At 51.5% G+C, this 25,546-nt stretch carries 30 protein-coding genes and 1 other RNA gene; 18 read left to right on the forward strand and 13 right to left on the reverse strand.

Features of this window, described 5'->3' with window-relative positions; all coding sequences use genetic code 11:
- Positions 1–3 precede the first annotated feature (3 nt).
- From lptA to NF212_RS01885, 6 genes are all read right to left on the reverse strand, one after another.
- Positions 4–522, reverse strand: a complete 519-nt coding sequence (gene lptA, locus NF212_RS01860) for a lipopolysaccharide transport periplasmic protein LptA (RefSeq protein WP_434358322.1) — start codon at positions 520–522, stop codon at positions 4–6.
- Complete coding sequence (lptC, locus tag NF212_RS01865) at positions 503–1,069, reverse strand: LPS export ABC transporter periplasmic protein LptC (RefSeq protein ID WP_434358324.1); 567 nt, start codon at positions 1,067–1,069, stop codon at positions 503–505. Before lptC ends, lptA begins: the two co-directional genes overlap by 20 nt.
- Positions 1,066–1,626 carry a 3-deoxy-manno-octulosonate-8-phosphatase KdsC gene (gene kdsC, locus NF212_RS01870; RefSeq protein WP_434358326.1) on the reverse strand — a complete coding sequence of 187 codons (561 nt, stop codon included), beginning with the start codon at positions 1,624–1,626 and terminating at the stop codon, positions 1,066–1,068. The genes lptC and kdsC overlap by 4 nt, the downstream gene beginning before the upstream one ends.
- The gene (kdsD, locus tag NF212_RS01875) at positions 1,626–2,594 is read right to left on the reverse strand and encodes an arabinose-5-phosphate isomerase KdsD (protein WP_434358328.1); all 969 of its coding nucleotides are present in this window, start codon (positions 2,592–2,594) and stop codon (positions 1,626–1,628) included. The genes kdsC and kdsD overlap by 1 nt, the downstream gene beginning before the upstream one ends.
- A 10-nt stretch (positions 2,595–2,604) precedes the next feature.
- Positions 2,605–3,570: a calcium/sodium antiporter gene (locus NF212_RS01880; RefSeq protein ID WP_434358330.1), complete on the reverse strand. Its 966-nt coding sequence runs from the start codon at positions 3,568–3,570 to the stop codon at positions 2,605–2,607.
- A gap of 118 nt (positions 3,571–3,688) precedes the next feature.
- Positions 3,689–5,323 (reverse strand): FAD-dependent oxidoreductase, encoded by a 1,635-nt coding sequence (locus NF212_RS01885; RefSeq protein ID WP_434358332.1) that lies wholly within the window; start codon positions 5,321–5,323, stop codon positions 3,689–3,691.
- Between the two features lie 194 nt (positions 5,324–5,517).
- On the opposite strand from NF212_RS01885, the gene mlaF reads away from it, so the two are divergent.
- The 7 genes from mlaF to murA are packed head-to-tail and all read left to right on the forward strand — an operon-like array spanning position 5,518 to position 10,088.
- On the forward strand, positions 5,518–6,315 hold the full coding sequence (gene mlaF, locus NF212_RS01890) for a phospholipid ABC transporter ATP-binding protein MlaF (RefSeq protein WP_434358334.1): 798 nt from the start codon (positions 5,518–5,520) through the stop codon (positions 6,313–6,315).
- Positions 6,312–7,094 (forward strand): lipid asymmetry maintenance ABC transporter permease subunit MlaE, encoded by a 783-nt coding sequence (gene mlaE / locus NF212_RS01895; RefSeq protein WP_434358336.1) that lies wholly within the window; start codon positions 6,312–6,314, stop codon positions 7,092–7,094. The genes mlaF and mlaE overlap by 4 nt, the downstream gene beginning before the upstream one ends.
- A 2-nt stretch (positions 7,095–7,096) precedes the next feature.
- Positions 7,097–7,570, forward strand: a complete 474-nt coding sequence (gene mlaD, locus NF212_RS01900; protein WP_434358338.1) for an outer membrane lipid asymmetry maintenance protein MlaD — start codon at positions 7,097–7,099, stop codon at positions 7,568–7,570.
- 10 nt (positions 7,571–7,580) lie between these two features.
- Positions 7,581–8,231: a phospholipid-binding protein MlaC gene (gene mlaC / locus NF212_RS01905; protein ID WP_434360811.1), complete on the forward strand. Its 651-nt coding sequence runs from the start codon at positions 7,581–7,583 to the stop codon at positions 8,229–8,231.
- The gene (locus NF212_RS01910) at positions 8,228–8,542 is read left to right on the forward strand and encodes an STAS domain-containing protein (RefSeq protein ID WP_434358340.1); all 315 of its coding nucleotides are present in this window, start codon (positions 8,228–8,230) and stop codon (positions 8,540–8,542) included. Before mlaC ends, NF212_RS01910 begins: the two co-directional genes overlap by 4 nt.
- Before the next feature lie 21 nt (positions 8,543–8,563).
- Complete coding sequence (gene ibaG, locus NF212_RS01915) at positions 8,564–8,821, forward strand: BolA family iron metabolism protein IbaG (RefSeq protein WP_054673903.1); 258 nt, start codon at positions 8,564–8,566, stop codon at positions 8,819–8,821.
- Between the two features lie 10 nt (positions 8,822–8,831).
- Positions 8,832–10,088 carry a UDP-N-acetylglucosamine 1-carboxyvinyltransferase gene (gene murA, locus NF212_RS01920; RefSeq protein ID WP_434358343.1) on the forward strand — a complete coding sequence of 419 codons (1,257 nt, stop codon included), beginning with the start codon at positions 8,832–8,834 and terminating at the stop codon, positions 10,086–10,088.
- A gap of 63 nt (positions 10,089–10,151) precedes the next feature.
- Here the strand turns inward: murA and degS are convergent, their stop codons facing one another.
- The 3 genes from degS to zapG all read right to left on the reverse strand — a co-directional run bounded on the left by degS (position 10,152) and on the right by zapG (position 13,328).
- Complete coding sequence (gene degS / locus NF212_RS01925) at positions 10,152–11,222, reverse strand: outer membrane-stress sensor serine endopeptidase DegS (protein WP_434358345.1); 1,071 nt, start codon at positions 11,220–11,222, stop codon at positions 10,152–10,154.
- A 155-nt stretch (positions 11,223–11,377) separates the two neighbouring features.
- Positions 11,378–12,739 carry a Do family serine endopeptidase gene (locus NF212_RS01930; RefSeq protein WP_434360812.1) on the reverse strand — a complete coding sequence of 454 codons (1,362 nt, stop codon included), beginning with the start codon at positions 12,737–12,739 and terminating at the stop codon, positions 11,378–11,380.
- Positions 12,740–12,926: 187 nt separating this feature from the next.
- The gene (zapG, locus tag NF212_RS01935; protein WP_434358347.1) at positions 12,927–13,328 is read right to left on the reverse strand and encodes a Z-ring associated protein ZapG; all 402 of its coding nucleotides are present in this window, start codon (positions 13,326–13,328) and stop codon (positions 12,927–12,929) included.
- A 160-nt stretch (positions 13,329–13,488) separates the two neighbouring features.
- Between zapG and zapE the strand changes: the two genes are divergently transcribed.
- The 8 genes from zapE (at position 13,489) to sspB (ending at position 19,934) form a co-directional block, all read left to right on the forward strand.
- Positions 13,489–14,595 carry a cell division protein ZapE gene (gene zapE, locus NF212_RS01940; RefSeq protein WP_434358349.1) on the forward strand — a complete coding sequence of 369 codons (1,107 nt, stop codon included), beginning with the start codon at positions 13,489–13,491 and terminating at the stop codon, positions 14,593–14,595.
- A 265-nt stretch (positions 14,596–14,860) separates the two neighbouring features.
- A complete protein-coding gene (gene rplM / locus NF212_RS01945) occupies positions 14,861–15,289 on the forward strand; it encodes a 50S ribosomal protein L13 (protein WP_054676917.1) in 429 nt (142 codons plus the stop codon).
- Between the two features lie 15 nt (positions 15,290–15,304).
- Positions 15,305–15,694, forward strand: a complete 390-nt coding sequence (gene rpsI / locus NF212_RS01950; protein WP_054676920.1) for a 30S ribosomal protein S9 — start codon at positions 15,305–15,307, stop codon at positions 15,692–15,694.
- A gap of 414 nt (positions 15,695–16,108) precedes the next feature.
- Positions 16,109–16,702 (forward strand): ubiquinol-cytochrome c reductase iron-sulfur subunit, encoded by a 594-nt coding sequence (petA, locus tag NF212_RS01955; RefSeq protein ID WP_434358352.1) that lies wholly within the window; start codon positions 16,109–16,111, stop codon positions 16,700–16,702.
- Positions 16,702–17,967 carry a cytochrome b gene (locus NF212_RS01960; protein WP_434358354.1) on the forward strand — a complete coding sequence of 422 codons (1,266 nt, stop codon included), beginning with the start codon at positions 16,702–16,704 and terminating at the stop codon, positions 17,965–17,967. The genes petA and NF212_RS01960 overlap by 1 nt, the downstream gene beginning before the upstream one ends.
- Entirely contained in the window at positions 17,964–18,701 is a 738-nt protein-coding gene (locus tag NF212_RS01965) for a cytochrome c1 (protein WP_434358356.1), read from the forward strand. Before NF212_RS01960 ends, NF212_RS01965 begins: the two co-directional genes overlap by 4 nt.
- Before the next feature lie 89 nt (positions 18,702–18,790).
- Positions 18,791–19,429: a stringent starvation protein SspA gene (gene sspA, locus NF212_RS01970; protein WP_434358358.1), complete on the forward strand. Its 639-nt coding sequence runs from the start codon at positions 18,791–18,793 to the stop codon at positions 19,427–19,429.
- Between the two features lies 1 nt (position 19,430).
- Complete coding sequence (sspB, locus tag NF212_RS01975) at positions 19,431–19,934, forward strand: ClpXP protease specificity-enhancing factor (protein WP_434358360.1); 504 nt, start codon at positions 19,431–19,433, stop codon at positions 19,932–19,934.
- Positions 19,935–20,004: 70 nt separating this feature from the next.
- Here sspB and NF212_RS01980 read toward each other — a convergent pair whose 3' ends face one another.
- Genes NF212_RS01980 through NF212_RS01995 form a run of 4 tightly spaced genes read right to left on the reverse strand, consistent with a single transcriptional unit; the run spans position 20,005 to position 23,499 of the window.
- On the reverse strand, positions 20,005–20,664 hold the full coding sequence (locus tag NF212_RS01980) for a BON domain-containing protein (protein ID WP_434358362.1): 660 nt from the start codon (positions 20,662–20,664) through the stop codon (positions 20,005–20,007).
- Positions 20,665–20,712: 48 nt separating this feature from the next.
- Complete coding sequence (locus NF212_RS01985; protein ID WP_434358364.1) at positions 20,713–21,306, reverse strand: phosphoheptose isomerase; 594 nt, start codon at positions 21,304–21,306, stop codon at positions 20,713–20,715.
- Positions 21,307–21,308: 2 nt separating this feature from the next.
- A complete protein-coding gene (locus NF212_RS01990) occupies positions 21,309–21,671 on the reverse strand; it encodes a YraN family protein (protein WP_434358366.1) in 363 nt (120 codons plus the stop codon).
- Entirely contained in the window at positions 21,637–23,499 is a 1,863-nt protein-coding gene (locus NF212_RS01995; protein ID WP_434358368.1) for a penicillin-binding protein activator, read from the reverse strand. Before NF212_RS01995 ends, NF212_RS01990 begins: the two co-directional genes overlap by 35 nt.
- 60 nt (positions 23,500–23,559) lie before the next feature.
- Between NF212_RS01995 and rsmI the strand changes: the two genes are divergently transcribed.
- The 3 genes from rsmI (at position 23,560) to mraZ (ending at position 25,544) form a co-directional block, all read left to right on the forward strand.
- Entirely contained in the window at positions 23,560–24,432 is an 873-nt protein-coding gene (gene rsmI / locus NF212_RS02000; RefSeq protein WP_434358370.1) for a 16S rRNA (cytidine(1402)-2'-O)-methyltransferase, read from the forward strand.
- A gap of 40 nt (positions 24,433–24,472) precedes the next feature.
- An RNA gene (gene rnpB / locus NF212_RS02005) (RNase P RNA component class A) lies at positions 24,473–24,854 on the forward strand.
- A gap of 231 nt (positions 24,855–25,085) precedes the next feature.
- On the forward strand, positions 25,086–25,544 hold the full coding sequence (gene mraZ / locus NF212_RS02010; RefSeq protein WP_434360813.1) for a division/cell wall cluster transcriptional repressor MraZ: 459 nt from the start codon (positions 25,086–25,088) through the stop codon (positions 25,542–25,544).
- The last annotated feature ends 2 nt before the right edge of the window (positions 25,545–25,546 follow it).

Below are 25,546 nucleotides of genomic sequence, written 5' to 3' on the forward strand. Positions count from 1 at the left end.
CTGTTACTTGTTGGTCTGGTTAGGCTGCAAAATCGTCGTTACACGATCTTTCTTATTAGCGCTTTTGGCGCTCAGTTTCTGCGTTTTGATGTTGTATGTGATCAACTGGCCTTCCACGCGGTTACCTGACTGGAGTAGAACGGCTTTGCGATCCATTTCCAGAAATTGTTTGCCCACGTCGTAGCGCAGCGACTCGGCTTCACCATCAATTTTTTTGCCGTCATCCAGTACCTGGGAAAACGTTGCCGGTTTACCCGTTGCAATCATGACTTCCTGGCCTTCTTTGCCTTTCGGGCGAACGACAACCAGCTTGTCAGCATTGATCTTGATTGAACCCTGAGTCAAGCGGACATCCCCTGCAAAAACAACAGTGTTATCGTTCAGGTCCAGGTTCTGGGTGTCAGAATCGATATAAATTGGCTGCTGTTGGTCCGTGCTCAGAGCGTGACTGAGAGGAGACACCGCCAGAGCAACGGTGGCAACAAGGAATGCGATCAGCGATTTATTCTTCAGGAACTTCATATCTGCCTTTTACTTGATCAAAGAGTTCTACGGTATGGTTGCCATAGTTGCCTTTCATGCGTTGACCGCGAATCAAGGCCATTTTGCCCACTAGGGTGGTTTCATCATCAGACCAGAAGTCATGGGACTTCAGTTCTAACGTGGCAGACTCGGTAGAAATGCTGTCAACCGTGCTTTGGGGTAACAGGTTAAAGATTCTCACCTTCCCTGTCATCTCCAGAACCTGTTTGCCTCGCAAAATCGCGGCATTGGATACGATTCGCCATTCAGGTTCCCCATTATCCCCGTAGATCATTACAACGGGTTTGGTGAAGTGGGTTTCGTCAATTTTGGCGAAGTATTCCAGAAAACTGGAAGTAACATCGTAGCTGATTTTACCATCAGGGCTGAACACTGCACTTTTGATGCCTTCAGCACTGAACAGGGCTTTTTCACCATCAGGTGCAACCTGTACATCTGCGGACTGGTAATAGTTTTGCAGCAGGTACCAACCGGCATAACCGGTAACAACCAGCAGCAATATTATCCCCAGGCGTTGAAACGTCATATGCTCAGGCCTTTGTGTGTATCCAGCTCTCCACGTGCTTCCAAAATCAGGTCGCATACTTCACGTACAGCGCCGTAGCCACCCGGAGTATGGGTTACATAGTCTGCACGACGGGCAAGGAGCGGGTGCCCGTCATTGACACAGACAGACAGGCCAATGTGTTGCATGACTGCCCAGTCAATCAAATCATCACCGATATACGCTGTCTGTGCTGCTTCAATATTGAGTTTGCCAGCCAGGTCACGGTAAGCCGTCTCTTTGTCATCTTGTCCCTGGTAAATGTGTTTTACCCCAAGGGCTTTCATTCGCTGCTCGACAATATGTGAGCGTCGCCCTGTGATAACGGCAATTTCCACACCGGCATTCATCAATGCCTTCGCACCATAGCCGTCGCGGGTGTGGAAAGCTTTAAGTTCCTCCCCATCATTGCCCATATAGATACGGCCATCAGAGAAGACGCCATCCACATCGCAGATGAGCAGTTTGATTTCTGCAGCACGGGAATAAATATCCGGTGCTACTGAACCATAAAGAGTTTCTATTTTATCTGTGGTCATTACATTACCCCGGCTTTAAGCAGGTCGTGCATGTTCAGGGCACCAACCAGACGGTCACCCTCTTTTACCAACAGTCCATTGATTTTACGGTCTTCCATCATCTTCAGGCCTTCCGCTGCCAGCATGTCTGCCTGGGCAGTGACGGGGCTGGCTGACATGACTTCCCCAATAGTGGTTTGGTGGATGTCGATACGCTGGTCGAGCAGGCGGCGCAGGTCGCCGTCAGTGAAAATTCCGGCCAGTGTGCCGTCCTGGTCGACGACAGCTGTCATGCCAAGCCCTTTTTCCGTCACTTCCATCAGTGCATCACGCACAGTGGCTTCTTTGGCAATCAAAGGAAGTGCATCACCGGTGTGCATAACATCAGAAAGACGCATCAATAGTTTACGTCCCAGTGCGCCACCGGGGTGGGACAGGGCAAAATCATCTGCAGTAAACCCCCGAGCCTGCAACAGCGCCACTGCAAGCGCATCTCCCATCACCAGGGTTGCGGTAGTGCTGGAGGTAGGGGCCAGACCCAGTGGACAGGCTTCGTGGGGAACTTTTATACACAGATGAAACTGTGCAAGACGGCCCATGGTTGATGCCGGGTTACCCGTCATGGCAATGAAGTCGATACCGAGACGCTTGATGACAGGTAACAGGGTCAGGATTTCCCCTGCTTCTCCGGAGTTGGAGATGCCAAGAACCACGTCTTCTTTGGAGATCATGCCGAGGTCACCATGGCTTGCTTCGCCAGGGTGGACAAAAAAAGCGGGAGTGCCGGTACTTGCCAGCGTGGCGGCAATTTTATTGCCGATGTGGCCGGATTTCCCCATCCCCATAACAACGACTTTGCCTTTGCAGTGGAAAATCCGCTGGCATGCAGCAAGAAAGCCGTCGTCAATATACTGATTGAGCTGGCTGATTGCCTGCTGCTCTGTAGCAATGACATCAAGTGCGGCAGAACGGAAATCAAAATCAGACATGGAACTTCCCTTAGGCTGAAACGTTTAGGAACAAGTAACCTTGGTAGGCAAAGAAACAGCCAAGCAACACTAAGCCTTCAACACGGTTGATGCGGCGGTTTTTGCCCAGACAGAACACCAGCAGGAGAACAGAGACAGCCAGCATTACATAGTAGTCACGGTGCATGGCGAGCGGGCTGATATCTGATGGGTTAAGAAGGCCCGGCAGGCCCATCACTGCAAGGATGTTGAAAACGTTGGAGCCGATTATGTTGCCCACCGCCATATCATCCTCGCCCTTGAGGACGCCGGCAACAGAGGCTGCCAGCTCGGGCAGGCTTGTTCCTACTGCGATGATTGTCAGCCCAATCACCAAATCACTCATTCCGAAATGCTTGGCAATGGTAACAGCTGAACCCACGACCATATCAGCAGACCACAACAGTACCAGAAGGCCCACGACAACCCAGAAAGCGGCTTTGCCATTGGCGACGCCCTGCGGAATTTCAGCATCATGTTCTTCGATAAGGGGCTCTTCACCGGGCTTGGCATCGCGGCTTATTTTCAGCATGGCCAACAGGAATATAACGAAAAGGCCCATCAGCAGGACACCTTCCAGGAAGCCAAGGTGGTTATCCCAAAGCAAGAAGCCTGCAATCAGCGTAACACCAAGCATCAGCGGCAGTTCACGTCGCAGAACTTCAGAGCTGATGCTGAGAGGCTGGATAATGGCAGTCAGGCCGAGAATCAGGGCAATGTTAGAAATATTGGAGCCGATAACGTTACCGACGGCCGTGTCCGTTTTCCCTGCGAGGGCTGCTGTTGCAGAGACCATCATTTCAGGGGCAGAAGAACCCATCGCCAGGATGGTCATGCCGATTACCAGCGGTGATATTCCATAGTTGCGGGCAATTGCGGCTGCACCGAAAACCAGCCGGTCTGCGCTCCAGACGAGCAAGGCCAAGCCGATTACCAGCAGTGCGGAGGCTTCTAACATTGTATTTCCTGTTACAAAGATTGCGTAGATATTTGGGGGGCAATTCTGACGGTAATTGGGCCAAAAGTGAAGGAAAAGCCGCGACAATGCCGCGGCTTTGAGAGGTCAGAGGGGAAGATTAGCGAGTCAGTTTCCAGGTCTTGTAACCGCCGGTCAGGTTACGCACCTTGTATCCCATTTGGGCAAGGATCCGCTGTGCAACATGCCCACGAAGCCCGACTTGGCAAACGATGAGGATCTCTTTGTCTTTTGGCAGTTCATCAGCCCGGTCACGAAGTTCGTCAACCGGGATTGAAACACTGCCTTCCACAAACCCAAGCTTCTCTCTTTCCCCTGGAGTTCGTACGTCCACAATAATCTGGCCGGGACCCGCCAGGTCAACCTCTTCCGGGTAGCAGATATCTGTGTCACCCCGGAGCCAGTTGGCGGCTACAAAGCCTGCCAGGTTAACCACATCCTTGGCTGAGCCATAAGGCGGTGCGTAGGTAAGCTCCAGATGCTCCAGGTCAAACACGGTCAGGTTTCCGCGCTGGGCGGTGGCAATCACATCAATACGCTTGTCCACACCGTCTTTACCCACTGCCTGTGCTCCGAGGATTTTGCCTTTGGTATCAAACAACAGCTTCATGGATACCGGCGTCGCTCCAGGGAAATAGCCGGCATGGTTATTAGGGTGAACGTATACCTTGCGGTAATCCTGGCCCAATTGCTTCAGGCGTTTCTCGTTAAGCCCGGTGCTGGCAATGGTCTGGTCGAAAACACGGCACACTGCTGTACCCTGGGTATGGCGGTAGGTTTTTTCGTCGCCCAGCATGTTGTCTGCGGCAATGCGCCCCTGGCGGTTTGCGGGCCCTGCCAGTGGGATCAGGCTTGGCTGTCCAGTGACGAAACAGGTTTCTTCCACCGCATCACCAACCGCATAAATATCCGGGTCACTGGTTTGCATTCGTTCATTAACCGCTATACCTCCCAATGAACCAATTTGGAGGCCTGCATCAACGGCGAGGCGGGTTTCCGGTTTCACGCCTATGGCGCTGATAACCAAATCCGTACTGAGCGTATCACCGGTGCTCAACTGCAGCAGCAACCCACCTTCTGTTTGCTCAATGCCGTTGACTGCGGTGTTGAGACGCAAATCCACGCCATTTTCCCTCAAAGCCAGGTGAAGGGGTTCTGCCATTTCGGGATCGACGGGGGTCATCACCTGAGGCGCCATTTCGACCAACGTAGTGTTGATGCCACGGTGACGGAAAGCTTCAGCCATCTCCAGGCCGATAAAGCCACCTCCGATCACTGTGGTATGGCGGGCATTCCCTGCACTGGCAAGGATACGATCCATATCGGGGATATTACGCAGTTGGAAAACGCCCGGCAGGGTAAAACCTGGTACAGGAGGAACGACTGGCGCAGCACCGGGGCTGAGGAGCAATTTGTCGTAAGTAAGTTCATACTCACTGTTATCGGCGAGCCGTTTAATGCGCAGGCTTTTTGATTGGCGGTCGATTTGAACGACTTCCTCCATCACCCGGACATCGACATTAAACCTACGCTTAAAACTTTCCGGGGTCTGCAGCACCAGGTTGGCGCGGGATGGGATTTCTCCCGAGATATGGTAGGGAAGGCCACAGTTTGCAAACGAAACGAATTCGCCTCGCTCCAACATGATGATTTCTGATGACTCGCTCATGCGACGGGCCCGGGCTGCAGCAGATGCACCACCAGCAACACCGCCTATTATGACTATACGTGACATAGCTCACCTCGCGATAAAGTTTAATCTAATTTAGATTAAGCTAATTTAAATTGCAAGCGTAATAATTGACCGTATTTTTACCGACCTGACAGTGAGTTTCTTGTATTGCGAAAGGGCAAACTCTATCATCATGGGTTTGGTAACAGTGTGAAAACAATACCGTATCACCCGTTGGAGAACGTATTTACTTGGGTATGACTGAACAAAACCTGGTTGAGATCCACGAAATGAGCTTTGCCCGGGGTGATCGGAAGATCTTTGACCGAGTCAGCCTGACTGTACCCAAAGGCAAAGTCACGGCGATAATGGGCCCATCCGGCATCGGGAAAACAACATTGCTGAGGCTGATTGGTGGCCAAATAGAACCGGACGAGGGAGAAGTCCTTTTTGCCGGTGAAAATATCCCGTCACTGTCTCGCACTCGCCTGTACCAGCTTCGAAAGCGTATGAGCATGCTTTTCCAGTCCGGTGCGCTGTTTACCGACATGAACGTGTTCGACAACATTGCGTTCCCTATTCGTGAGCACACCAAGCTTCCTGAATCTATCATCCGTACCATGGTGCTGCTGAAGCTTGAGGCTGTGGGGTTACGGGGGGCATCACAACTGATGCCGAGTGAGCTTTCCGGTGGTATGGCCCGGCGGGCGGCACTGGCGCGAGCTATCGCCCTTGACCCTGAACTTATCATGTATGACGAGCCTTTCGTTGGTCAGGACCCGGTCACCATGGGGATACTGGTTGAGTTGATCCGTAACCTTAGCCAGGCCCTCGGGCTGACATCTGTTGTGGTCTCCCATGACGTACCGGAAGTGATGAGCATTGCAGACCATGTTTACCTGCTTGCTGAAGGTAAGGTTATCGCCAGTGGCTCGCCGGATGAGCTTCGCGAGAACACCGACCCGAGAGTCAAACAGTTCCTTACCGGTCTGGCTGATGGCCCGGCACCATTCCGTTATCCGTCCATGGACATCCGTCAGGAGCTGTTCTCATGATGACTGATTTTATTTCCCGCATCGGCAGCAACAGCCTGGATATGGTACGCACCATGGGAAAGGCGACGCTGATGCTATTCGGGGCCCTGGTCGGAAAACCCCAGCCACGAAAAATGTTCCCATTGTTAGTGACCCAGCTTTACTCGGTTGGTGTGCGCTCACTGGCGATTATTGTGGTATCCGGCCTGTTTATTGGCATGGTGCTGAGTCTTCAAGGTTACCTGGTTCTGTCTGATTTCGGTGCAGAGACAAGCCTTGGCCAGATGGTGGCACTTTCGTTGCTGCGTGAGCTGGGGCCAGTTGTAACCGCCCTGCTGTTTGCCGGTCGGGCAGGGTCTGCGCTGACGGCAGAGATTGGTCTTATGAAGGCCACCGAACAGCTTTCCAGTATGGAGATGATGGCGGTTGACCCACTTCGCCGGGTTGTTGCACCGCGTTTCTGGGCCGGGGTAATTTCCATGCCGCTGCTGGCGATTATCTTTATGGTCGTCGGTATTTGGGGTGGCCAGCTTGTAGGTGTGGACTGGAAAGGTATTGATTACGGCAGTTACTGGTCCGTTATGCAGTCTTCCATTGAGCTTGGTTACGATATTGGCAACTCCATGGTGAAGAGCATTGTGTTTGCCTTTACCGTGACCTGGATTGCCCTGTTTAACGGTTATAACTGTATCCCAACATCGGAAGGGATCAGCCGCGCAACAACCAATACTGTGGTCCATTCATCGCTTGCTGTGTTGGGTCTGGATTTTGTTCTTACTGCACTTATGTTTGGAAATTAACCATGCAGAAAACAAGGAAAATTGAATTTTGGGTTGGGGCATTTGTCCTGTCTGCGATTGCCGCGTTGCTGGTGTTGGTATTTAAGGTCGCGGACGTAAAAAGTATAGGAAACGGTGAAACCTACCGTCTCTATGCCCAGTTCGATAATATTGGCGGACTGAAAGTCAGGTCTCCGGTGAAAGTCGGGGGCGTTGTTGTCGGGCAGGTATCGGACATCTCCCTGACATCCCCGGATTACATCCCGGAAGTGACCCTGCAAATTAACAGTAAGTTCGGGCATTTCCCGGAAACCAGTTCAGCCGCTATTCTGACTGCCGGTCTGCTTGGAGAGCAGTATATTGGCATCCGTCCCGGCTTTATGGATGAAGATATTGATGAGCTCAAGGATGGCGACATGATTGAAGATACCCGCTCAGCGATGGTACTGGAAGATATGATCGGCCAGTTCCTTTACAGCGTCGGCGATAAAGAGTGAGGACGATATGATGAAATTGCTTAGACATCTTGTTCTTGCATCATGCCTGTTGGTTACCGGCTTGGCTCATGCTGCAAATGGGATGGCGGTTGATCGCTCAAATCCCTATGAGTTGATGAACGAAGTGGCGAAAATCACATTCAGCCGAATTAAAAGCGAGCAGACTGAACTGCAAGCCAATCCGGAACAGTTGCGTGTGGTTGTTGAGGAAGAGTTGCTTCCCTACGTAAACGTAAAATATGCCGCGTACAAAGTGCTCGGGCGCAACCTGCGCGGTTCAACGGAAAACGAACGTGAGGTTTTCCTGAAAGCTTTCCAGGATTACCTGGTAGCCTCTTATGCGCAGGTGATGACACAGTACACAGATCAGAAGCTGGAAATTGAAAAGCCGAAAGCTATCGATCCGAAGCGAAAAGTAGTTGCTGTTGGCGTGGATATACTGGATGCTACGCGCCCAACAATTCACCTGGAATTCAAGCTGCGTAAAAACAGCAAGACCGGTGAATGGTATGCGTTTGACATGGTAGCAGAAGGCGTCAGCCTGTTGGACACCAAGCAGAGTGAGTGGAGCGGCGAACTGGCGAAAAACGGTATCGTCCCGGTGGCCAAGCAGTTGGAAAAGCTTGCCCGGCAGCCTTTAAAAACAGAGGCGCCAAAGTGAGTAGCTCACCTGTTCAGCCAGTAATCTGCGAAACCGTTGATGAAGCACACTATCGTCTGACTGGCGTACTGGATCGCGATACGGTCCCTGCGTTTTGGTCAGACAAGGCCAATTGGCTGCCGAAAGGCACCACGTATACAGTTGCTCTGTCTGGGCTGGAACGTATTGATTCTGCCGGCATGGCAATGTTGCTTCATCTCAGACGCTATGCTTCTGAACAAAACCATCAGTTGATTTGGGCCGAAGTGCCTGATCAACTGAATACTTTGCTTAAACTCAGCAATGTGGACACGCTCTTTTACCAAGGATGACCAGAACAACGAGGGGGTTCTGTGGAAGTAAATGAAATCAAAGCCTTGCTTGAGCAGGCGCTCGAACTGGACGAAGTACATGTGAAAGGCGACGGCAGTCACTTTGAAGTGATTGTGGTTGGTGCACTTTTCGACGGTATGAGCCGGGTTAAGAAACAACAGGCGATTTATGGTCCTCTGATGGAACACATCCAGAGCAATGCCATTCATGCGCTGTCAATAAAGGCATATACGCCGGAAGAGTGGGCTAGAGATAAGAAGCTTATCCAGCCGCTCTAAGAGGAACACAATGCACAAATTTCGAATTCAGGGCAACGGGCCACTTCGCGGTGAAGTGGAAATTTCCGGAGCCAAAAATGCGGCTTTGCCGATCCTGTTTGCTTCGCTGCTTGCTGAAGAACCTGTAGAAGTTGCCAACGTCCCTAAATTGCGGGACATCGACACGACCATGGAGCTTTTGGAGCGCCTGGGTGCCAAAGTTGAACGCAATGGTTCCGTCCATGTAGATGCCAGCTCTGTAAACGAGTTTTGCGCACCTTATGATCTGGTGAAAACCATGCGTGCCTCTATTTGGGCTTTGGGTCCTCTGGTTGCCCGTTTTGGCCAGGGACAGGTTTCCCTTCCGGGTGGCTGTGCGATTGGTGCCCGCCCTGTGGACCTGCACATTCATGGCCTAGAGCAACTTGGTGCAACCATTGTTCTTGAAGAGGGTTATGTCAAAGCTTCTGTTGATGGACGCCTGAAAGGGGCCCATATCGTGATGGACAAAGTCAGCGTAGGTGCGACTGTTACCATCATGAGCGCAGCGACACTGGCTGAAGGCACAACTGTGATTGAGAACGCTGCCCGTGAGCCGGAAATTGTGGATACCGCTGATTTCCTGAATGCCCTTGGTGCGAAGATCTCCGGAGCAGGCAGCGACAAAATCACCATCGAAGGTGTAGAACGTCTGGGCGGCGGCTACCACAGTGTGGTTGCAGACCGCATTGAAACCGGCACCTTCCTGGTGGCTGCAGCGGTTTCCGGCGGAGATATCACCTGCCGTAACACCAAACCTGAATTGCTTGAGGCAGTCCTCGCCAAGCTGGAAGAAGCGGGTGCGAAAGTTGAAACCGGTGAAGACTGGATTCGAGTTGATATGACCGGCCGTGAGCTTAAAGCTGTAAATGTACGTACAGCGCCGCACCCTGGCTTCCCTACTGACATGCAGGCACAGTTTACCCTGCTGAACCTGGTGGCAAAGGGAACGGGTATCATCACAGAAACCATTTTTGAAAACCGTTTTATGCACGTGCCTGAACTTCAGCGCATGGGCGCACACGCAGAGATTGAGGGTAACACGGTTATCTGTCAGGACTGTGATGGTTTCAGCGGTGCACAGGTGATGGCAACTGACCTGCGCGCATCAGCCAGTCTGGTTATCGCCGGCTGTATCGCCAATGGCGAAACTATCGTTGATCGTATTTACCACATTGACCGTGGTTATGACCGCATCGAAGACAAACTGAGCAAACTGGGTGCAGATATCACCCGCTTCAAAGATTGATTGCCGGTTTGATGCAAAAACGCCACCGTAACAGGTGGCGTTTTTGATCGTATGTTAAAAAGGTCAGCCCCGGTTTTGCTCAGGCTCTTCACCAATGGTCAGCGGTATGCTCAAAGGTTGGCCGTTGCGGATCACCTTAACCTGTATCTCTTTACCCGGACGCAGGTCAGCAACAATATCAAATGCATTCCGTACACCGTTTACCGGTTTGTTGTCTAAGGCAATCAGGACATCGTTGACCCTGAGTCCGGCTTTGTGCGCTGGACCGTTGGGATCCATACCCATCACCACAATACCCTGAACATGCTGGACATCCAGAAGGCGCGCCATGACAGGGTTGATATCCCGGCCGTCGATGCCGATATATCCGCGTATTACCCGGCCATCAGCGATAATCTTGTTCATCATCCTAAGCGCAACCTTATAAGGAATTGCAAAGGAAATACCGTAGGTTTCCAGTGAAGTCGCCTGTTGGAAAGAAGCGGTGTTAATGCCAACCAGCACCCCCAGGGTATTTACCAGTGCACCTCCGGAGTTACCCTGGTTAATGGCCGCATCCGTTTGCAGGAAATCGCCGGGGCCATTAATGCTGATACCGCTGCGCCCGGTTGCTGAAATGATCCCGAAGGTGGTGGTTTGCCCCAGGTTATATGGGTTGCCAATAGCCATCACTACATCACCCACTTCTGGCGTATATTCCTGGTTCTGTGGGATCACCGGCAGGTTATCGGCTTCAATTTTTAACACCGCAATGTCGGAGCGGCGATCCGAGCCAACGAGCTGGGCAGTAAAAATCCGCCCGTCCTGAAGTGCTACGATCACCTGGTCTGCCCGGGAGATTACATGGAAATTGGTAAGGATATAGCCTTTGCTGCTCATTATTACGCCCGATCCCAGTCCTTCAGGGCTGAGCTGGAGTCGGTCTTCACCGCTGTAGCGACGGGTATAAATATTTACTACCGCAGGGGATGCACGGCGAACCGCTTCGTTGTAGGAGAGAGGCTGCTCCTGGGTCAGTGCACTGAGGGAAATGGAAGGGTCTGACATACTGAAGCGCAGCCCGGGGAAAATAGCCAACAGCAATACAGCTGTTAAAAGTCCCAATAAAACCGAACGCCCCACAAATGCAAACATGCTTTCCTCTCACTTTGACGGACTGACATCCGTGTTGAGGTACAAGAATAGCATTGAAAATGCGTCAGAAATAGCGACAGCGGTGGGCAGGTAGCAGTGAAACAAAGCAATTAAGAAGAAGGGCTGGATGAGTCCGGCCCTTCTGATAGTGAGATTTAGCGGATAACCAGATATTGCGATGTATTGTCCCTGACAATATTCAGCGCAAGTACATTCGGTTTTTTCTCCAGCAGTTTGCGAAGGTCACCGAGGTTGGAAACCCTGAAGCGGTTCAGGCCGACAATGACATCGCCTTCCTGCAGGCCGTACTGGGATGCCTTGGAGTTTTCTTCTACCCGGCTGACCCTTACACCTTTGCCATTAGGGTTGTTTTCAAGCTCAGCGCCAGCCAGTGCTTCGTGCAGCATGTCGGCTTTAGCTTTGGCGAGGCTTGCTTCTTCCAGTACAACGCTTATGTCTTTTTTGTCACCGTCGCGCATGATGCCCAGTGTCACTTCCTTCCCGGCACCAATGGTGGCGATCTTCGCGCGTAATTCACCGAAAGAGCGGATTGGCTTATCATTGACCGAAACGATAATGTCACCGGCCTTGAGCCCCCCCTTATCTGCTGCAGAGTCAGGAACCACCTGGCTCACGAATGCGCCATGGTTGGTTTCATAGCCAAAGGCTTCAGCCAGCTCAGCAGTCAACTCTCCGCCTTTAACCCCCAACATGCCGCGTTTTACCTGACCGTATTCAATAATCTGCTCAGTCAGGTTCTTTGCCATGTTGGATGGAATAGCAAACCCGATACCCACATTGCCACCGCTGGGGCCAAGGATAGCGGTATTGATGCCGATAAGTTCACCGTTAAGGTTTACCAGTGCGCCGCCGGAGTTACCACTGTTGATTGCGGCGTCGGTCTGGATAAAGTTCTCAAAATTTTCCAGGTTGAGGCCGGTTCGGCCAAGTGCCGAGATAATACCGGAGGTGACGGTCTGGCCAAGGCCGAACGGGTTGCCGATAGCAACAGTGAAGTCACCCACGCGCAACTTGTCTGAGTCGGCAATCTTTATTTCGGTCAGGTTTTTGGCATCGGTCAGTTTGAGAAGCGCCACATCAGACATCGCGTCGCTGCCAATCAGCTCGGCATCATATTCACGGCCGTCATGGAGCTGGACACGAATCTTGTCAGCGCCATTGATGACGTGGTGGTTGGTAATCACGTAACCTTTGCCAGCATCAATGATGACGCCTGATCCCAGCCCGCGGAACGGACGTTCCTGCAGTTGTTCGGTAGGGAAGTCGGGGCCGAAGAAGAATCGGAAAGAGTCAGGCAGACGCTGCTTGGAAACTTGTTTGCCTTCGACAGAAATACTTACAACTGCCGGGGACACCTTCTCCAGCATCGGGGCAAGGCTTGGCAAAGTCTGACCGTTAACAGTATTTGGGATGGCAGCAGTTGCCGCTGGTGGGTTGGCGATGGCCGCACTAACACCAAGAGCGATGATACTCAGCGTGAGCAGTGACTTTTTCATCATATTTATTGACTCCAGAGGACCATAACAATGAACCGATTGTGTTGTATCCCTTTCGATGAGCCGTCATCAGAGGATACAGGGATTGTTATGTTTAAGATTGGGTCAGAATGAAAAAGTTCAACGGTTAAAAAGTAACAAAAAACGGCGCATGTGCGCCGTTATGTGCTTATTTGATGTTCAGGTGTCAGCTGGCTTTACGCTCAGCAGACTCTCCTTTTAATAAACCGGTTGCACCTTCAGAGTAATCTCGGGGTGGCTCTTGAGGAGCCTCGGCAACGATAAGCTCTGGAACGGGTTTTGTGAACGGATTGTCCTGCTCAGGCAGATCTGGCATAAGGTCAGAAGAGGTTTTCGCCATATGCTGGTGCAGCTTGGCGTAATCTTTAGAGATACTTTCCAACAGCTTGGCACTCTGGGCAAAATGGTCGACAAGATCCTGCCGGTATTGCTCCAGTTCATATTTGGTTTTATCCAGCTCTTTTTGAAGAGCTTTGGCGTTGTCAGCGTTTTTTCTGGTAATGCGGGCCAGGAGGAAGCCGACAACGATGCCGACTGCTACGAGCACGAGGCCGTTAATCCACGCCATACTTACTCCTTGTAAAAAACAGAACTAATCTTGGCAATTACTCACTACTATACATGGCATTAGATGCCCATGGTACTATTGAATACGAGACGCGCGGGCATTGTAGTGCAAACGTGTCAGATGAAAAGTCAGCAATTCGAATAATAAAGAAGGCCATGGAATGACGCCCTTATCCCGCTATCAAAAGGATTTAACCCGCCCGGAATTTCTCCGGGACAGCGCCCAGGAAAACGCTGTTCGCCACCTTGATGATTTATACCACCGTTTGGTAGAGAGAGCCTCCAAACCCAGGCTACAACCCAAGCGCAGCATCTGGCCCTGGAAGAAAGCAGAACCGGTACAAGTAGAGCCGGAAAAAGGCTTATATCTGTGGGGAGGGGTCGGAAGGGGGAAAACCTACCTGATGGACACTTTCTTTGAATGCCTGCCGTTTGAGCGCAAGACCCGGATGCACTTTCACCGGTTTATGCACCGGGTACACCATGAGCTTGGGACACTGGAAAAAGAACCAGATCCACTTAAGACGGTTGCTGACCGTTTTGCCGCTGAAACAGATGTGCTCTGTTTTGATGAGTTTTTTGTTTCTGATATTACTGACGCCATGATACTGGGCACCCTGATGCAGGAACTATTTGCCCGGGGTATCACCCTGGTGGCAACCTCCAACATTATCCCGGATGAGCTTTACCGCAACGGCTTGCAGCGTGCCCGTTTCATGCCCGCCATTGCGTTACTGAATCAACACTGTGAAGTATTGAATGTGGATGCCGGGGTGGATTACCGGCTGCGTACCCTTGAACAGGCCGAGATATACCATCACCCCCTCGACGAGCAGGCGGAAAAAAACCTTATCCGTTACTTTGACCAACTTGCAGATGAACCCAAATCTGAAAACAAAGTCATTGAGATCAACAACCGCCCAATGACAACACGACATGAGGCGGACGGCGTGGTGCATTTCAGTTTCAGGGAACTGTGCGATTCCCCACGCAGCCAGAATGACTATATGGAGTTGGCGCGGCTTTATCACACCATACTGTTATCTGACGTCCCGAAGATGGGAGAGGGGACTGATGATGCGGCCCGGCGTTTTATTGCAATGGTCGATGAATTCTATGAGCGCCATGTAAAGTTGATTATTTCAGCCGAGGTGGCCATGGATGGGCTTTACACAGATGGCAGGCTGACATTTGAGTTCCGCCGTTGCTGCTCGCGGCTGATCGAAATGCAAAGCCACGACTACCTGGCCCTGGAGCATCTTCCCTAAAAGACAAAGGGCACAAAATCATCACTTGATGGGGAACCTTTGGCCAACGGGATATATTCGCCAGAAACTAACGTCCAGAAATGCGGAAATGGTCAAAAAAATGGTGACTTTTTCCGCACCTTTCCCTATAATCCGCCGACCCACCGTTACTGTAAACGGCTAACGCCGGAGAGTGCCACCACTCGAAGGGGTGATGGATGGGGCTCTTGAACAGTGGGAGCAAATGCTCCTTGAGTGAAATTGATTAAATGGGTAAACACTTAGCATGAAAACTTTCGTTGCTAAACCAGAAACCGTAAAACGCGACTGGTACGTTGTTGACGCTGAAGGTAAAACTCTGGGTCGTCTGGCTACTGAAATCGCTTCTCGCCTGCGCGGTAAGCATAAAGCAGAATACACTCCTCACGTTGACACCGGTGATTACATCGTTGTTATCAACGCTGAGAAAGTTGCCGTGACCGGTAAGAAAGCGTCTGACAAGATGTACTACCACCACTCTGGTTACATCGGCGGCATCAAGTCAATCAACTTTGAAAAGCTGATTGCCAAGAAGCCTGAGATGGTAATCGAGCTTGCCGTTAAAGGTATGCTGCCACGTGGTCCTCTGGGTCGTGCCATGTTCCGTAAGCTGAAAGTTTACGCGGGCACTGAGCACAAGCACACTGCGCAACAGCCGCAGGTACTGGACATCTAATTGGGGGACAGAGTAATGGCAGAACAATACTACGGCACTGGTCGTCGCAAAAGCTCCGCAGCTCGAGTATTCATCAAGCCGGGCAACGGTAACATCGTAATCAACAAGCGTTCACTGGAAACTTATTTCGGTCGTGAAACTGCTCGCATGGTTGTTCGTCAGCCACTGGAGCTGGTTGAAATGACTGAGAAGCTGGACCTGTACATCACTGTTACCGGTGGTGGTATCTCTGGTCAAGCGGGCGCTATCCGTCACGGTATCACCCGTGCACTGATGGAATACGATGAAACACTGCGTCCTGCACTGCGTGCAGCTGGCTTTGTTACTCGTGATGCTCGTCGTGTTGAGCGTAAGAAAGTTGGTCTGCGCAAAGCACGTCGTCGTCCACAGTTCTCTAAGCGTTAATTTATCGCTTACAGTTCTATTGGACAGAAAAACCCGGCTTTTTGGCCGGGTTTTTTTATATCTGTATTTTTCAGGGCTCTGGCAGCAGAGACATTGGTCACACCCACCACAAACATTGTGGCTTTTTATCTCGCCATAGATCACAAATCTTCCAATCTTTCCTAACCATCTTTCGTAACACTGTTTTGTCTATCTCTATGAATTTAATGAATTAAATAACGCTTTTTGCATGTTACAAAAAGGTAGCCTTATCTTGTCAAAAAGTAGGGTTTTCTTTATCATTTGAGCACCGTGATAACAGTTTATAAAAAAGCAGCTAAGCTGTTGTTACTTTTCTTGATGAGTTAGCCGTACGCTCCATGGACGCAAAGGAAATAACAATAATCCCTGCGGGAGCAAAAGGGAGACAATTGGATGAGCAATGCGCCAGTGAATGCCGGCAGACGCCGCTTTCTCACTGCCACGACAGCCGTAGTGGGTGGTGTGGGAGCCGTAGCCGTGGCGGTTCCATTTATTAAATCTTGGAACCCCAGCGCCAAGGCCAAAGCAGCCGGTGCGCCGGTCGAAGTGGATATTAGCAAGCTGGAAGTGGGACAAATGGTTCGCGTCGAGTGGCGGGGTAAACCTGTCTGGGTCGTGCGCCGCAGTCAAACGATTCTTGACCAGCTTGGAAGCCTTGATGGTCAGTTACGTGACCCTGCTTCAGATGAACCTCAACAACCTGAATACGCCAAAAATACCTATCGTTCAGTGAACCCTGAGTATCTGGTGGCCGTAGGTGTTTGTACCCACCTGGGTTGCTCACCGACTTATCTGCCGGATACTTTCGGTGAGCAGGTAAGCGGAGTGAATGCCGGATTCTTCTGCCCATGTCATGGTTCTAAATTTGATATGGCCGGCCGCGTGTTCCAAGGGGTGCCTGCACCTCTGAACCTGGTGATTCCGCCACATAAATTCCTGGATGACAACCGCATCCTGGTTGGTGTAGATGATGAGGGGGCAGCGTAATGGAAAACCTGCTTAATTGGGTCGAAAAACGTCTACCCATGATGAATGCTTATAAAAAGCATTTGTCTGAATACCCAATGCCGAAGAGCTTCAACTTTTGGTACCTATTCGGTTCTTTGGCAATGTTGGTTCTGGTTAACCAGATTCTCACCGGTATCTGGCTTACGATGAGCTACAACCCTTCTGCTGAAGGGGCGTTTGCTTCAATCGAATACATTATGCGTGACGTGGAGTACGGCTGGTTGCTGCGATATATGCACTCCACCGGTGCGTCAGCATTTTTTGTTGTGGTCTATCTCCACATGTACCGTGGCCTTATCTACGGCTCTTACCAAAAGCCGCGTGAACTTCTGTGGCTGTTCGGTATGCTGATCTTCCTGGTCTTGATGGCAGAAGCCTTTATGGGTTACCTGCTGCCATGGGGGCAGATGTCATACTGGGGTGCACAGGTAATCATCTCGCTCTTCGGTGCTATTCCGTATATCGGTGATGACCTGACCCTTTGGATTCGTGGTGACTATGTGATTTCCGGTGCGACGCTGAACCGTTTCTTCGCATTGCATGTCATTGCCTTGCCACTGGTTCTGGTTCTTCTCGTCGTGCTGCACATCCTGGCACTGCACGAAGTGGGATCGAACAACCCGGATGGAATCGAAACCAAGCTGCCGAAAGGCACTAAAGGTGAGGGATACCAGACCCAGTTTAAATTCCACAGCTACTACAGCAAAAAGTACGACATCATTGATTCGATCCCGTTCCACCCTTACGGCACGGTGAAGGATCTTATCGGTATCGGTGGTTTCGGTATCCTGTTTGCGTATGTGATTTTCTTCAACCCTGAGATGGGCGGCTATTTCCTTGAGCCACCTAACTTCGAAGCGGCTAACCCGCTGAAGACTCCTGAGCACATTGCTCCTGTTTGGTACTTCACACCTTTCTACGCCATTCTTCGTGCCATTCCGCACAAGCTGATGGGTGTTGTGGCCATGGGGCTGTCAATCGTGTTGTTGTTCCTGTTGCCATGGCTTGATCGCTGTAAGGTACGTTCGTACCGCTACCGCAGCAAGTTCCACACAATCAACATTGCACAGTTCATTGTGGCCTTTGTAGTACTGGGCGTGTTGGGTGCGTTGCCTGCAACCCCGACCTACACGCTTCTGGCTCAGATCTTCAGCTTCTGTTACTTCATGTTCTTTGTCCTGCTGTTCTTCTACAGCAAAAATGAAGTGACCAAACCGCTACCAGAGAGGGTGAACTACAAATGAAGAAATGGATTGTAATGTTGTTTGCCCTGCTGCCATCGCTGGTGATGGCGGCTGGTGCAAATGTACCGCTGGATGCAGCGAATAATGACCTTTCTGATAAGGCTTCTCTGCAGCGTGGCGCAAAGTTGTTCATGAACTACTGCTTTGCCTGTCACTCAACCCAGTACCAGCGTTACCAGCGTGTAGCGGACGATCTGGAGATCCCAGAAGATCTGATGATGGAGCATCTGGTGTTTGATCAGAATGCCAAAATTGGTGATCTGATGGAAAATGCCATTCCTGACGCAACGGCTGGTGAGTATTTCGGTGCCGCAGCCCCTGATTTGACGCTGGTGGCGCGAGTCCGCGGTACAGATTGGATTTACACTTACCTTCGTTCTTTCTATGTGGATCCGTCCCGTCCATTCGGCGTGAACAACGTTGTTTTCCCTTTGGTCGGTATGCCACACGTGCTGGAAGAGCTTCAGGGAACACCTCGCAAGATCTTCGAAACTGTTCAGGTTGACGGTAAAGAAGTTCAGGAATTCATCGAACTTCGTTCGGACGGAAACGGCGAATTGAGTGAAGATGAGTACGATGACGCCGTACGTGATTTGGTCAACTTCCTTGAGTATTCTGCGGAGCCTATAAAGCTGGAACGTCAGCAAATGGGTTGGTGGGTGATTGGATTCATGGTTATTTTCCTAATCCTCTCATATCTGCTCAAGAAAGAGTATTGGCGAGATGTCCACTGATCGGTTAATCTAGATGGCCAACGAATCCGCAATGGGAGCCGTGTGCTCCCGTTGCTTTTTTGTGTTATTGAAACGTCCTGGAGGGGTAAATGGCTGTTGCTGCCAACAAACGCTCGGTGATGACACTTTATTCTGATGCGACTGATATGTACAGCCATCAGGTGCGCATCGTGCTTGCTGAAAAAGGTGTAAGTGTCGAAATCGAACTGGTGGATCAGGACAACATGCCTGAAGACCTTCGTGCACTGAACCCGTACGGATCAGTTCCTACACTGGTTGATCGTGAGCTGGTACTGTACAACGCAAATATCATCATGGAATACCTTGATGAGCGTTTCCCTCATCCACCACTGATGCCTGTTTACCCTGTTGCCCGTGGCAACAGCCGTCTGTTCATGTACCGTATTGAACGTAACTGGTATTCCCTGGTTGAGACAATCGTATCTGGTGGCCCTGAAGAAGCAGACAGAGCACGCAAACAACTGCGTGAAGAACTGATGTCAATGGCGCCGGTATTTGCTGAATACCCATACTTCATGAGCGAAGAATTCAGTCTGGTTGACTGCTACCTTGCTCCATTGTTGTGGCGTCTTCCAATCCTGGGTATCGACCTGACCGGTCCTGGTGCCAAGGAAGTGAAGAACTACATGGCCCGTGTGTTCGAGCGTGATTCGTTCCTTGCATCGCTGACTGAAGCAGAGCGCGAAATGCGCCTTACCCGCAAGTAATATGGCGATGGACAGTATGACACCACGCCGCCCGTACCTCCTGCGCGCTTATTATGAGTGGCTGCTGGAAAATGATCTGACCCCACATCTGGTGGTTGAGGCAGATTTGCCGGGTGTTCGTGTACCGCGTGAGTTTGTTCAGGACGGCCAGATCGTACTGAACGTTGCACCCCGCGCGGTGGGTAACCTGGAACTGGGCAGTGAAGATGTTCGCTTCAATGCACGTTTCAGCGGTCGTCCTTTTGCTGTTGAAGTACCTGTTTACGCCGTACTTGCAATCTATGCCCGTGAAAACGGTGCTGGCACTATGTTTGAGCCAGAGGCTGCCTACATGCCTCATGGCGAAGAGATGTTTGACGGCCTGGAAAATGAAGGTCTGGGCGTTGTTGAGGAGCTTGAGGATCAGGATTCTTTTGAAGAGCCTGTTTTTGAAGCCGCGGATGGTGATGATGAAACACCGCCGCGTCCACCTCGTGGACGCCCTTCCCTGCGGGTCGTGAAGTAGTTCAGGCTACGCCACGCAGAACAATAAAAAACGCAGCCGACTGGCTGCGTTTTTTTGTTTAAATGATTGTTTATTGAACCGGTGGTTCATCAACAATTTTAAAGGTTTCGACTGTATCGGTACTTTCTGCCGGGGCGGTTTCCGGCCCTTGAGATGATGTGGCGTCAGTTACTGGGCTGGGTGTCGAAACCGGCTTGGTACCGTCGATGTATTCGAATGCCTTAATGACCTGTTTAACGCCCGAGATATTGCGGGCAATGTCTGCTGCTATATCAGCCTGGGATTGGGTAACAAAGCCAAGCAAGAAAACCTCGCGGTCTTCAGTAAGCACTTTTACGTAAACATCAGTCAGTTTCTTGTTGGCAATCAGGGCTGATTTTACCTTGGTGGTTATCCAGGTATCGTCAGCGACTTCACCCAGAGTCAAAGGTGGGCGGATCCGAATTTGGTCGTAGACTTCATCCACTGCCTGAAGACGCCTTACTTTGTCGACCAGTTCACTGCGAAGACGTGGTGTCTCTGCCTGTCCGACTAGCAGAACTTTTCCATCATAGGATACTGCGTTGACCCGCACGCCGGTTTTAAACGGCTCCTTGTTGGCAATGCCAGCCACTTCGACACCAATGGCTGTGTCATCCCAGGTCTCCCCAACGGAACGAGGGTCAGTCTGGTAGACCGCTGAACAGGAAACCAGCGACAGTGCCATCAGACCAATGAGCCAAGATTTCATAAACGACTTCCTCCTTCTCAATGGCCTGATGCCCAGGCCCAATATTTGTCAGTATTCCTCGTGACGAGGGAACAGAACGTTATCAATTAAATCGCACAGGGCATGGAGAACCAGTTGGTGAACTTCCTGAATTCTTGCCGTGCGTTGGGAAGGTACGCGTATTTCAACGTCCTGCTGGCCTAAAAGACCGGCCATTTCACCACCGTCCTTACCGGTGAGGGCGACAATGGTCATGTCCCGGGTTACGGCAGCTTCCATTGCTTTAATGATGTCTTTGCTGTTGCCGCTGGTAGAGATAGCCAACAGGATATCGCCGGATTGTCCAAGGGCGCGTACCTGCTTTGAGAAAATTTCCTCATAGTTGTAGTCATTGGCAACCGCGGTCAGGGTGGTCGTGTCTGTCGTCAACGCAAGTGCCGGCAGGCTCGGACGCTCTGTTTCGAAGCGATTCAGCAGGCAAGAGACAAAATGCTGTCCGTTTGCCGCGGAACCACCGTTACCGCAGCACAGGATTTTATTGCCGTTGAGCAGGCACTGCACCATGGCTTGGGCGCCTTTGGCCATAACATCCGGCAGGGCTTCTGCTGCAGCAATATGAGTCTGGATGTTTTCAGTGAAACTCTCTTTAATGCTCTCTTGCATGTTTATCCTTCAATACTTATCGCAGGCAGCCAGTGAACATTGTCTGCACTGCCATCAAAAGAAACGATATCAAACCGGAACTCGGTACTTTCACTGGGGTAGCCGTTTCGCATCAGCCAAAACATTGCTGCCCTTAGCATTCGTTGCCGCTTGGAATAGGTGACGGTTTCGGCTGCGTTGCCATAAGTTGCCTTCTTGCGGAAACGGACCTCAACAAAAACGATGCAGTTGTTATCCTGCATGACGAGGTCAATTTCACCGCCTTTGGCATGGGCATTGTTATCACGAAAATTCAGGCCTTTCTTTTCAAGGAAAAGCCTGGCTTCATTTTCAAAGAGCTGTCCCTTCGCTTTCCTTGCTAACACGTTCCATTCCGTTGTCAGTAAACGTTGCCCAGTGGAGTTTACGGTCAATCACACATTGCTCCCCGGCAGTCAGGTCCCCGGATTGGCCGGCAACGGAGAACCCTGGCAGAGAGCGAAGCTGGGGAAGTTCATAAAGCAATTGGTAGGCGTCCATTCCCAGTGCATAGAGCCGGCCAAGGCCGTTGCTCTGGTTAGGCCAAAGTGTACGGTATTCCGCCGATGCGCCTTCCTGAAGGTCGATAAGCAGGGGAACATCACTGAACTCGATACCACGCAGTTCACCGACCTCGCCCATACCTTGTGCTTTGTCATTACCGCGTGAACCAGTGTACAGCTTCGGCGGGATGGCATCCGGGTTGATGGTAACGTCGATAAACGGCTTGAGCAGACTGAGGTCGGTAGCAGTTGATGCCATGTAAACAGCATCAATATCGCGACGGCTGCGCTGTTCTGATTCCAGTTCTGTACCCAGTAAACGGTTCATTTGCTGGATGCGTGCCTGACTGTCAGTAAGGCCGAAAATACGGTGAACATCCTGTTGCATGTTGCGGCGTTTGCCAAGGTACTGTACGTCGGCATCCCGGTTGGTCAGCCCTTTCCATTCCTCAGCAAAAGCGGTTGCTACCCGGCGGCCAAAGCTGTTGCTTGGCACCATTACCAGAGGGTAGAGCTTACCCTGACTGTAGATGTGGTCAGCTGCCTGCGTTGCTTCCTGTTCTGGAGAAAGTGTCAGGTAGCAGGTTTGGCTCATGGTTTCGTCGAGTTTGCCCGGGATGTTGAGGGCAAGCATAGGGATACTGTTACCGAGCAGGTTTTGCAGCTGGGAGACATTTTCTTTCTGGAGCGGGCCGACAACAAAATCAATTTGGTTGTCGCGCAGGGTCTGGGCAATTTCAGCCATGCTCTTGCCGCTGGTGTCGATAACCTTTACTTCAGGCTTGGCTTCATGGGTCTTGTCGTCAAACAGTGCCTGCATAAAACCATTTCGGATAGCCTGTCCTTGGTTGGCAAACCTTTCACTCAATGGAAGCAACACTGCAACACGGGTTGGAACAGTGATTTCCAGCGCCTGTATGGCCTTGAGCTCTTCCGGCAAATAGAAGTTAGCCGGGTGGCCTGGGTTGGCTGTCAGCCAGTCGTCGATAGCCTGCTGCAGCTTGTCAGCCTGGGTGCCGTACTGTACCCGCAAGCCCATCAACTCTGCCCAGCCACGGGCTACCGGGTCTGAGGAAGACTGCAGGCTATGAAGCTGGGCTCCATTGAGTTTTGCCAGCGACAACCAGGTTTTATCAATGTTGTTGTGCCGGGCGACCGGATCCTGGATGAGACTGTCAGCCTGAGAGCGTTCAATTACCGCCTGAAGAGGGTTTTCCAACGTTTCGTTTAATTCGGCGCGCAACAGGTGGTAGCGAATAAGTTGTGAGTTTGGCAGGCGCCACCCGGTTTGGAAATTAAGGCCAGCAAGCGCAGCCTGTGGTTTCCCTTGCTGCTCCAGCAGGCTGGCTCGGTTAAGCTGCCATTCTGCTGACTGGGAGGGAGACATTGCCATACTGCTTAGGCGGAAGCTCAATACGTCAGCCTGATCAAGCTGACCCTCATTGAGCAGGGCTTTGAAGGCCAGCAGGTACCAATCAATTTTCTCGCTGCCGGCGGTGGTTTCTGCGCGGGCGAGATAATAGGTGGAACTTTGCGTAGCGGGTGCAGTGATATCGTAACTCACAGCCTGATCAACTGGGGCTGTGGTCGTACAGGCAGCAAGTGCAACAGCTAAGGCTACAGGGGCCAGCAGTCGTGTTACACTCTTGCGATTCCGGACAATTCTATGCATGAACATTTTTCAACCATGACAAGTTGTCCCTATATTAAACATCGAATGGGTGCGAAACAAATGACGGATGCAAATCCTCTTCATACTGAAGCCTCTACGCTCTACATTGTCCCTACACCAATCGGTAATCTGGGCGACATCACCCAGCGTGCACTGGACGTGTTGCAGTCGGCTGATCTTATTGCGGCAGAAGACACCCGCCATACCGCGCGCCTGCTTTCCCACTTTGGCATTAAGACCCCGGCCTTCGCCCTCCATGACCATAATGAGCAGCAAAAAGCTGATGTACTGGTAAGCAAGCTCCAGGAAGGGAAAACCATCGCCCTGGTGTCAGATGCTGGTACACCGCTTATCAGTGACCCTGGTTATCACCTGGTGTCCCGTTGCCGCGGCGCGGGGGTCAATGTCGTCCCTCTCCCGGGCCCATGTGCGGTAATCACTGCGTTGAGCGCTTCAGGCCTGCCTTCCGACCGCTTCAGCTTTGAAGGTTTCCTGCCACCAAAAAGCAAGGGGCGTCGTGACAAGTTTGCTGAGATTGCTGAGGATGAGCGCACCCTGATTTTTTATGAATCAACGCACCGTATCCATGATGCACTGGAAGACATGGTTGCCGTACTTGGCCCGGACAGGCAGGTGGTACTGGCCCGTGAGCTGACTAAAACCTATGAAACCATTCATGGCGCGCCGTTGGCTGAGCTTATTGAATGGCTGAAACAGGACAGCAACCGCACCAAAGGTGAGATGGTTTTACTGGTAGCGGGTCACCGTCCTGAAAAAGATGCTTTGCCAACAGAAGCCTGCAAAGCCCTTGGTTTACTGGCCAACGAGCTGCCACTAAAAAAGGCAGCGGCTATCGTTGCAGAACTCTATCCGGTTAAAAAGAACGCACTTTATAAATGGGGACTCGATAATCTTTCCTCTGCTGAAAGTTAAGGGTAGCGGGCGACTGCGCTTTTCTATATAATCCGCCGCCTGAGTCAGCCGGGTAACCGCTGCCTTACTGATGTCCCTCGGGAGACTGGTAAGGGGGAGGAAAGTCCGGGCTCCGCAGGGCAGGGTGCCAGGTAACGCCTGGGGGGCGAAAGCCTACGACCAGTGCAACAGAGAGCAAACCGCCGATGGCCTCTTCGGAGGATCAGGTAAGGGTGAAAGGGTGCGGTAAGAGCGCACCGCGCGACTGGCAACAGTTCGTGGCACGGTAAACTCCACCCGGAGCAAGACCAAATAGGTCCCCTATGGCGCGGCCCGCGTTGGGGACGGGTAGGTTGCTTGAGCCTGTGAGTGATTGCAGGCCTAGAGGAATGGTTACCGCCACGCAAGTGGTACAGAACCCGGCTTATAGGCTGACTCACCCTATATATGACAAAGGCGAGCATTGGCTCGCCTTTGTTGTTTTCAGGGTATGCCTGAAAAAATCCCGGCCACGGCTTAAGGAATAACACCTTGTTTATTGGGTGGTTATTTTCTTATGTGACAGAGCTCACTGTGGCATTCAGCTTGACATCTATTTTACGCCCTACTTACACTTTCCAGTGGGGAATTGTGGGTAAAAGTGGTGTTTATTGGATCAATGGAATGGCTGAATGATGTTCAGGGGCGCGAGCGCACTGTCGCTCGACAGTAAAGGAAGACTGGCGTTACCAAAGCGTTACCGCCCAGTCATTGATGAAGAATGCGGTGGTGCCATGGTGTGCACGATCGACCATCATCTTCCCTGCCTGTTGCTTTACCCGTTGCCGGAGTGGGAGCGCATAGAGGCCAAACTGGCTAGGTTGAGTACACTCAACCCGAATGAGCGCCGGCTGCAGCGGCTTCTGTTGGGACACGCTGCTGAATGCGAGCTTGACAGCCAGGGCCGGCTTCTCCTTGCCCCGACTTTACGCCAATATGCCAATTTATCTTCCCGGGTGATGCTGGTTGGCCAGCTCAATAAATTTGAAATCTGGGATGAGGCCTGCTGGCAACAACAAATCGAACAAGACAAGCAACAGCCCCTGGAAAGCACTGGCGAGTTGTCAGAACGCTTAAACGGCCTGTCGCTTTAGGT

Origin of the sequence: Parasalinivibrio latis (assembly GCF_036825535.1) — a bacterium.
Lineage (GTDB): Bacteria > Pseudomonadota > Gammaproteobacteria > Enterobacterales > Vibrionaceae > Parasalinivibrio > Parasalinivibrio latis.

What these genes read in the sequence shown, in the direction of transcription:
- sspA (WP_434358358.1), top strand. Translation starts at nt 18,791, where the DNA reads ATGGCTGTTGCTGCCAACAAACGCTCGGTGATGACACTTTATTCTGAT.
- NF212_RS01995 (WP_434358368.1), bottom strand. Translation starts at nt 23,499, where the DNA reads ATGCATAGAATTGTCCGGAATCGCAAGAGTGTAACACGACTGCTGGCC.
- lptA (WP_434358322.1), bottom strand. Translation starts at nt 522, where the DNA reads ATGAAGTTCCTGAAGAATAAATCGCTGATCGCATTCCTTGTTGCCACC.
- NF212_RS01960 (WP_434358354.1), top strand. Translation starts at nt 16,702, where the DNA reads ATGGAAAACCTGCTTAATTGGGTCGAAAAACGTCTACCCATGATGAAT.
- mlaC (WP_434360811.1), top strand. Translation starts at nt 7,581, where the DNA reads ATGAAATTGCTTAGACATCTTGTTCTTGCATCATGCCTGTTGGTTACC.
- rsmI (WP_434358370.1), top strand. Translation starts at nt 23,560, where the DNA reads ATGACGGATGCAAATCCTCTTCATACTGAAGCCTCTACGCTCTACATT.
- rpsI (WP_054676920.1), top strand. Translation starts at nt 15,305, where the DNA reads ATGGCAGAACAATACTACGGCACTGGTCGTCGCAAAAGCTCCGCAGCT.
- NF212_RS01880 (WP_434358330.1), bottom strand. Translation starts at nt 3,570, where the DNA reads ATGTTAGAAGCCTCCGCACTGCTGGTAATCGGCTTGGCCTTGCTCGTC.
- mlaD (WP_434358338.1), top strand. Translation starts at nt 7,097, where the DNA reads ATGCAGAAAACAAGGAAAATTGAATTTTGGGTTGGGGCATTTGTCCTG.
- NF212_RS01930 (WP_434360812.1), bottom strand. Translation starts at nt 12,739, where the DNA reads ATGAAAAAGTCACTGCTCACGCTGAGTATCATCGCTCTTGGTGTTAGT.
- petA (WP_434358352.1), top strand. Translation starts at nt 16,109, where the DNA reads ATGAGCAATGCGCCAGTGAATGCCGGCAGACGCCGCTTTCTCACTGCC.
- mlaE (WP_434358336.1), top strand. Translation starts at nt 6,312, where the DNA reads ATGATGACTGATTTTATTTCCCGCATCGGCAGCAACAGCCTGGATATG.
- zapE (WP_434358349.1), top strand. Translation starts at nt 13,489, where the DNA reads ATGACGCCCTTATCCCGCTATCAAAAGGATTTAACCCGCCCGGAATTT.
- NF212_RS01885 (WP_434358332.1), bottom strand. Translation starts at nt 5,323, where the DNA reads ATGTCACGTATAGTCATAATAGGCGGTGTTGCTGGTGGTGCATCTGCT.
- rplM (WP_054676917.1), top strand. Translation starts at nt 14,861, where the DNA reads ATGAAAACTTTCGTTGCTAAACCAGAAACCGTAAAACGCGACTGGTAC.
- NF212_RS01980 (WP_434358362.1), bottom strand. Translation starts at nt 20,664, where the DNA reads ATGAAATCTTGGCTCATTGGTCTGATGGCACTGTCGCTGGTTTCCTGT.
- degS (WP_434358345.1), bottom strand. Translation starts at nt 11,222, where the DNA reads ATGTTTGCATTTGTGGGGCGTTCGGTTTTATTGGGACTTTTAACAGCT.
- kdsD (WP_434358328.1), bottom strand. Translation starts at nt 2,594, where the DNA reads ATGTCTGATTTTGATTTCCGTTCTGCCGCACTTGATGTCATTGCTACA.
- kdsC (WP_434358326.1), bottom strand. Translation starts at nt 1,626, where the DNA reads ATGACCACAGATAAAATAGAAACTCTTTATGGTTCAGTAGCACCGGAT.
- lptC (WP_434358324.1), bottom strand. Translation starts at nt 1,069, where the DNA reads ATGACGTTTCAACGCCTGGGGATAATATTGCTGCTGGTTGTTACCGGT.
- mraZ (WP_434360813.1), top strand. Translation starts at nt 25,086, where the DNA reads ATGTTCAGGGGCGCGAGCGCACTGTCGCTCGACAGTAAAGGAAGACTG.
- sspB (WP_434358360.1), top strand. Translation starts at nt 19,431, where the DNA reads ATGGCGATGGACAGTATGACACCACGCCGCCCGTACCTCCTGCGCGCT.
- NF212_RS01985 (WP_434358364.1), bottom strand. Translation starts at nt 21,306, where the DNA reads ATGCAAGAGAGCATTAAAGAGAGTTTCACTGAAAACATCCAGACTCAT.
- mlaF (WP_434358334.1), top strand. Translation starts at nt 5,518, where the DNA reads ATGACTGAACAAAACCTGGTTGAGATCCACGAAATGAGCTTTGCCCGG.
- zapG (WP_434358347.1), bottom strand. Translation starts at nt 13,328, where the DNA reads ATGGCGTGGATTAACGGCCTCGTGCTCGTAGCAGTCGGCATCGTTGTC.
- murA (WP_434358343.1), top strand. Translation starts at nt 8,832, where the DNA reads ATGCACAAATTTCGAATTCAGGGCAACGGGCCACTTCGCGGTGAAGTG.
- NF212_RS01965 (WP_434358356.1), top strand. Translation starts at nt 17,964, where the DNA reads ATGAAGAAATGGATTGTAATGTTGTTTGCCCTGCTGCCATCGCTGGTG.